At 63.3% G+C, this 6129-nt stretch carries 7 protein-coding genes; 3 read left to right on the top strand and 4 right to left on the bottom strand.

Features of this window, described 5'->3' with window-relative positions:
* Positions 1-394: 394 nt before the first annotated feature.
* From J7359_RS19600 to J7359_RS19585, 4 genes are all read right to left on the bottom strand, one after another.
* Positions 395-1183 carry an N-6 DNA methylase gene (locus J7359_RS19600; protein ID WP_209059840.1) on the bottom strand — a complete coding sequence of 263 codons (789 nt, stop codon included), beginning with the start codon at positions 1181-1183 and terminating at the stop codon, positions 395-397.
* A 58-nt stretch (positions 1184-1241) separates the two neighbouring features.
* The gene (locus J7359_RS19595) at positions 1242-1853 is read right to left on the bottom strand and encodes a hypothetical protein (RefSeq protein ID WP_209059827.1); all 612 of its coding nucleotides are present in this window, start codon (positions 1851-1853) and stop codon (positions 1242-1244) included.
* Between the two features lies 1 nt (position 1854).
* Positions 1855-2481, bottom strand: coding sequence for a hypothetical protein (locus J7359_RS19590; protein ID WP_209059825.1), 627 nt, complete (start codon positions 2479-2481; stop codon positions 1855-1857).
* A 479-nt stretch (positions 2482-2960) separates the two neighbouring features.
* Positions 2961-3131, bottom strand: coding sequence for a hypothetical protein (locus J7359_RS19585; protein ID WP_209059823.1), 171 nt, complete (start codon positions 3129-3131; stop codon positions 2961-2963).
* Between the two features lie 283 nt (positions 3132-3414).
* On the opposite strand from J7359_RS19585, the gene J7359_RS19580 reads away from it, so the two are divergent.
* The 3 genes from J7359_RS19580 to J7359_RS19570 all read left to right on the top strand — a co-directional run.
* Positions 3415-3567, top strand: a complete 153-nt coding sequence (locus tag J7359_RS19580; protein ID WP_209059821.1) for a hypothetical protein — start codon at positions 3415-3417, stop codon at positions 3565-3567.
* A gap of 470 nt (positions 3568-4037) precedes the next feature.
* Positions 4038-5828: a hypothetical protein gene (locus J7359_RS19575; protein WP_209059819.1), complete on the top strand. Its 1791-nt coding sequence runs from the start codon at positions 4038-4040 to the stop codon at positions 5826-5828.
* Positions 5825-6129 (top strand): hypothetical protein (locus J7359_RS19570; RefSeq protein WP_209059816.1); only part of this gene is annotated, 305 nt, incomplete at its 3' end. The genes J7359_RS19575 and J7359_RS19570, both read left to right, overlap by 4 nt.

Raw genomic sequence — 6129 nt, 5'->3', positions numbered from 1 at the left:
TCCTCAAGACGATCCGGGAAAAGCGTGACCTGTTCCCGGTCGATGCCATCGATGAAACGTGCCATCCCTGCCTCCCACTGCCTTGCAAAAGCTTACCACGGAACAGCGTTTCCACACAGCCTCGGCCGGCACTTCCGACCCCTCCAAGCTGCGCCTGCGAATTTGTGCGCGTGAGCACCTGGTAAAGATGGGCTCATCGCGTCATTCTGCCGATCGGGTTTTCCCCGGAACGATCCCCAGAAATTGTGGATAAGTTCGCTGGCAAAGAAAGGGGCCGCCCGAGGGCGGCCCAGTGGAACCTTCGTCGCCGAAGGTCATGAACAACTTGAGAAACGTAATGCCAAATAGATTCAGCAGGATCGAGCGTAAGCGGCTGATCTGCCTGCGTCAATCGTCATTGCCAGACGGCGCGGGCGGTGGCCGGCACTGAGTCGCGCAGCAGCTCGCGACGCATCCCCTGCGCGGCCTTTTCGACTTCCGCCGCCTGCTGTTCGGCCTCGCGCTGTTTGGCGAAAGGGTGACCGTTCCGCACATGGAACACGGGCGCGCCAGGGGTGAATGCCTGCTCGTAGGTTTCGAGTGACAGGCTGTTGCCATTGATCACGCGGCCGGCGACACCGCGCGCGGCGATCTGGACGTAGGCCATGTGGAACGTGGCGCGAGACAGCTCGACGGCCTCGACCCAGATATGGCGGGCCGGATCGAAACCCTGCCTCTCGATCACATCGGCCACGGCCAGCACCATGCCGCCCGCGCCTGCGGCGGGTTCCGAGATGGTGATGAAGCCCTGCGCCTCGATCTGGGCCGACACGTCGCCAAGAATCATCTCGGCCATCATGCGGCTGACCTCGTAGGGGGTGAAGAATTGCCCCATGCGGGCATCGAGCGCGCCAATCTCGGCCGCGACCTGGCCGAAGAAATCGACGCCCCCGGCGGCGATGGTCTGCAAGGCCAGGGCCATCATGTCCGGCATCCGGCGCACATCGTCCTTGTTCGGGAACATCCCGACACAGGACATGTAGTCAGCCTCCAGTCGGTCGCGCTGGTCGGGGAAGGGCGAGGCGCGCTTTGCCAGGGCGCAATACGCCATTTCGCAGAAGATGCGGAAGATCTCGGTGCAGGTCTTCGGGCGGTCGAAGCTGTCGAGCGCGCGCAGAAAATCGGTCACGGCGGGATGGGCCATGTCTGAATCCTTGGGCAATGGGGCAGGGCGCCGCGCCCGCAGGCGCGGCGTGGGTTGATCAGATGCGGGTCCAGTCCCGCGCCATGACGCGGCTGATCCGGCAGTCTTTCCCGGTCTCGATGCAGGTGAAGAAGGTGGTCGCGCGGTTCGCGCCGGCGAACCGCTCCTTCTTCACGCGGAAGGTGCAGCCTTCGGTGCCATCGCTGAACCGCAGCGGCTCGGCAAAGCGGATCACGTCGCCGGGCTTCAACGGGCGTTTTTCCTTGGCCGCGTGATCGCGGCACCGCTGCCGCCAGTCGGTCGCATGATCATTGACCGTCTCCGACAGCAGCGACAGCAGCTTTTCCGGGGCATGGGCGGCGGCATCCGTGGGGCCGGCGGTCTCCGCCATCGACTTGTAGCCCCATCCACCGCCCTTGGTCGATGTCAGGAAGATCGCGGCAAAGACATAACCGCCGGTTGCGTCGGTCACGTAGTCGCCATAAGGGCAAAGCCCGTCCTCGCGCCGCCCAGAGGTCTTGGGTTCCGACCTGACGGCCGCATACCAGACCGATCCCTTGCGGCTGATGAGCACGGGATAGCTGCGGCGCTCTTCATCCTCGCCGCCACAAAGCCGGGCGATTTCGTCGCGGATGCAGGCGGGGGTGTGGTTATAGACCAGCCAGCCCATATCAGCCCCTCCGCTTTTCGATTGCGGCAAGGATTTGCTCGCGCAGATCGGTCAGCGGGTGCGTGTCGGCATCGTCGGCGCGCGCAGCGCCGCCGCTCTGCTCGGGGATCTCGTCAAGGATGCGCTGCGACAGCAGGTCCACCAGATCGGGCAGGCGGGTATTGGCATAGGTATGGGACAGATCGCTGTATTCGACCAGCTCGCCGGTCAGCTCCACGATCCGGGCGAGGGACTCGCCGATATCGTCCGACAGCGCGTCATGGACGATCTGCCGTTCCTCTGCCTCCCGATGAAACCCATAGACCGACCAGAACGCATGTTCGCCGGGATCGCAGACCTCGATGCTGCCGCCCATGTCGCGGACGGGCGAGACACAGAAGCCGGAAAAGTCGAAGACGGTGGTGCCGGACGGCAAACCGTTCCAGTCCTGCGCCAGCGCGGCGTCATCAATGCGCTTGCCCGCCCCCAGATACTGAACGGCGCTGACCCATTTGGCTTTCACCTGCGCATTCTCGCGCAACTCATCGAGGGTGAAGGTGCCGAGATATTCCCCGGTCACATCGAACGCGCCCCAGAGATTGAGCCAGCGGCCTTCGTTCCGGGTCAGGTTGTCAAAATTGCGTAGCATCTCGCATCGTCCTTCTTTTGCGACGGGCGGGGCGGGCTTGGTGCCTGCTTTCCGCCGATGGGCGAGACCTCTCTGCGTGTCGCCCGAAAGGCCCCATGCCTTTCGGACGGCAAAGCGGGGAGGGCGCAGCCCTGCCCGCGGCCGGGGGGATGACTGTCACGGGGTCGGGAAGGCGGGGTGGTGCGGCCCGCAGGCGCAGCCGAGGACACGGCCCGCCTGGACGACGACGCGCGGCACGCGCGGCGCTGGCCCCTTGACCGGCAGACCCCCGGATGCGTGGCGGACAAAGCGAAAGGAAACATCGTCGGGGCGGGGATGAGCGCGGGCGCAGCCGGCGTCGATCCCGCGGCGCGGCAACAGCCCATCATGGCCCGCGCGAGAACGCGGGCCGCGATTAACTTTTCTGGCCGCAGGCCGTCGCGGCAGCGACGGGATGGAACGGCGAAGGGGCGGCTTTCGCCGCCCCGTTGCTGTTACTCCTAGTCGTCCGCCCGTTTCGGGAAGGCGACCATATCAAGGCCGGGGAACATGCTGTGGCGGACCTGGATCGAGGTGATCTCGCCGGCGGGGCTGCGGTTGATGAAGAGGACCCCGCAGTCGTCCCAGAAATTCTTGCCGTCCTTCTCGCCGGTTTTCACGCGGAGCTTCATGTTTTCGGTGGCCGTTGGATTTTCCTTTCCTTCCTGGCGTTTCGATGAAACCCCTGCGGACAGGGCAGGAAGAGCGGCTGTCAAAGGCGAATTTGGTTCGCGCGGAATGGCCGCAGGCCAGGGGAAATTCGTCGTTGAAGGCCGAAGGCCGTCAGCCGCGCTGCCCTGTCATGTTTCATCGGGAAGAAACGCCCCTTGCAGGACAGGACCAACCGGCCACGGAGCCAAGCGATCGACCGAACCGGCAGCGAGACGGATGGCAAGGGCTGGGGCTGTGCATGTCGTGTCCGGATCAACCGCAACCCTGCTGGCCTCGCCCGAAACCGCCCCCGCCGCCTGTGTTCCCGGCAGGATGGACGCGTGCAGGACGGTGAATGACCGGGCTTGGCGGGAGGCCGAAAGCCCGCCCGATGATCCGGTTCTGCGCGAGGGCTGAAGGCCAACCCGCGCACGTGACCGACACCCGGATGGGCCGAGACAGGCAGGGCAGGGCGGTCAGGACCGGCGATCGAGGATCTGGCTCGGGACGAGACAGACCGCAGGCGCCGCAGCCGACCGCATCGCCCTGGCTGGCTCGGGTCGCGCGACAGCGCGACTGGGGCACGGTCGCCGGCCCGCCGGCGATGCGCCAACGCCTGCAGACAAACCGACAGCCTTGGTCATCGACCATGTTTCATGCCAAAGCGTTCATCACACACTAAAAATGAAAAGCGGCCCTTCGCTGCCGCTGGCGCGAGGGTCCGCTGTGCGGACAAGGCGCGCTTTCGATGTGAATATATCAACGGCAGCGTTCTGAGCGAGATTTGACATTCAAACTTGGCCAAATGATTGTCGAGCGGATCATCTAAATGCTTCATCATGACTATGATCTCTGCTGACGATCGGTCATGCATTGGAGGTGCTATTGTGTCAGAGCTTCAATTTTGTGGTCGCAACCGGCAGCGCGACCTGACACGGCTCATCCGAGCCTATGACGACGTAGCTGCGGCGGCGGAGGGCACAAAGGCAGGGACGCAAGTCCGCGAGCCGGTGCATCGCGTCGTGCTGATCCATGCGGAGCGTGGCCTGGGCAAGACCCGCTTGGCAATGGAGCTCTATCGTCACCTGACGACCAGTCGCGATCCGGAGCACTATTGGCCGGATGACTATGGCCGATTGGCAGAGCGAGTTGCAGTGATGCCAGCTGGCGAAACCTGCAATTACGCCTCCGACCCTCGCTTTGTGTGGTGGGGCCTGGCAATTGCCGACGGCCCCAACCCGGGCAACACGGTCTTCAACGGATTGGAGGACCTATTACCGCATCTGACGGCGGCGCAACTTTCCGCGCGCCGGAGGGCGAGCGGTCGCGACATGCTTCATGAGTTCGCGGACCTAGCGGCGGATGCGGGAATAGAGATCGCCGATGCGAGTCTCGATGTACTGGGCCAAGCCATCGGATTGGGCATGTTCAAAAGGATCGGACAAGCAGCCTGGAAGGTCGGCTCGATTGTGAGCAAGCACACGAGCGATGGAGATGCGCCACTCGACGCCTCTGGCAAGCGGATCAACACGGTGGTGGATGGGGTGATGAGCGATCTGTCACGTCTTTTTGCCCCCTCATCCTCAATGTTCGCCGGCATGCCGCTCGTGGTACTAATTGATGATGCGCAATTCGCAGATCGTGATCGGACAACTGCTGTTTTTGTCGAACGACTGATCGCGGCGAGCGCAGCTGAAGGGTGGCCCCTCCTGCTTTTGGTTACTCATTGGAGCCGTCAACTCCGCCGTTGGCGCGATGGGCGCGACGCCGAGCAGCCGCGCAGCGCTGTATCTGAGGTGCTGAACCATGCACGCAACCAGACGCCAGAAGAGCCGGGACCGTTCAACGGTTCCGGGGGCGGTACGCTTGCAGATGAGCGCTTCATCGAAATTGATCTCGGCGAGCCTGTCGACAATCTTGCGCCAGCCTTGCGGGGCCAGTTTCCGGGCCTGATGGACGAGACGGTTGCGTCGATCGTCGAAAAGAGTGGCGGCAACCCCCGCAAGCTGGAACAGATCGCGGCACGTATGCATTCGCGTCCAATTTGGTTTGAAGATCTGGACAGGACACGTGACCTGACAGCGGCAGGACGGGAATCTGTTCTTTCATTGGCCGATCTACGCATCGACGATATCGTGTTGGAGAGGTTTCACGACACGACGCCAGCCGTAAGGCGCGCCCTACTTCTTGCCAGCGTGATGGGCAGCCGGTTTGTTGTTGATTTTGTGGATCGGATGGCTGCCGCGCGTTTCGGCGGGCACGCACGGAGTGATCTGGAGGAAGGTGAGAGCCGCTATCGTTTTGTCCGGGACGTGCTCGACCGATCGCGCAACGACATAGCGGCCTTTTCCGAGCGTTTGTTCGTCGAGGCGGCAGAGGCCTATCTGAAGCACGGGATGGCACGCGCGCATCTAAAAGATTGGCCGGAAGCATCTGATCTATATGCCGTTCTGGATGACCTTCTGAACGACATCATCGACGATCCGACCGTTTTTCACACATTGACAGATGATGATCGTGCTCTTGCGCTGGCACTGGCTGCTGATCGAATGTTGCTCGCGGGCTCACACCGAGCCGGGCTTGCACTCGCGCATCTCGTGCGTACCGAGAACGCGCGCGGCAACCCGGAGGGCGCATACGAGGCCGCCCATCGCTTCATCGCGGGGTTCGCATCATGAGCGATGCGCGATGGACACTGGATACGATATGGACACTGGATACGATATCGAACGATCTCGCTGATGAGGTTGCGCAGACCCTGGTGCGGGCTGGTGATGGCCCAGGGGCAACCGCCATCTTCAATGCCCTCCGAGTAAGAACTGCCGCCCTCGCCGCGCGGGATCCGGGCAATTCCGTGTGGCAGCGCGATCTTTCGGTCGGCCACAACAAGGTCGGCGACATGCTCGCGGCCACCGGGGACGGGGCGGGGGCGCTGGCCGCCTATCGCGAAGGCATGGCGATCAGCAGCGCCCTCGCCGC

It is taken from the genome of Paracoccus sp. R12_2 (assembly GCF_017744015.1).
Classification (GTDB): domain Bacteria; phylum Pseudomonadota; class Alphaproteobacteria; order Rhodobacterales; family Rhodobacteraceae; genus Paracoccus.
Note: the sequence above shows the minus strand (reverse complement) of the source record. Positions and strands in the feature narration are given on the sequence as shown.

Excerpts from the sequence above, each read along its gene's own strand:
- J7359_RS19600 (WP_209059840.1), bottom strand. The coding sequence starts at position 1,183 with ATGGCCCATCCCGCCGTGACCGATTTTCTGCGCGCGCTCGACAGCTTC.
- J7359_RS19595 (WP_209059827.1), bottom strand. The coding sequence starts at position 1,853 with ATGGGCTGGCTGGTCTATAACCACACCCCCGCCTGCATCCGCGACGAA.
- J7359_RS19590 (WP_209059825.1), bottom strand. The coding sequence starts at position 2,481 with ATGCTACGCAATTTTGACAACCTGACCCGGAACGAAGGCCGCTGGCTC.
- J7359_RS19585 (WP_209059823.1), bottom strand. The coding sequence starts at position 3,131 with ATGAAGCTCCGCGTGAAAACCGGCGAGAAGGACGGCAAGAATTTCTGG.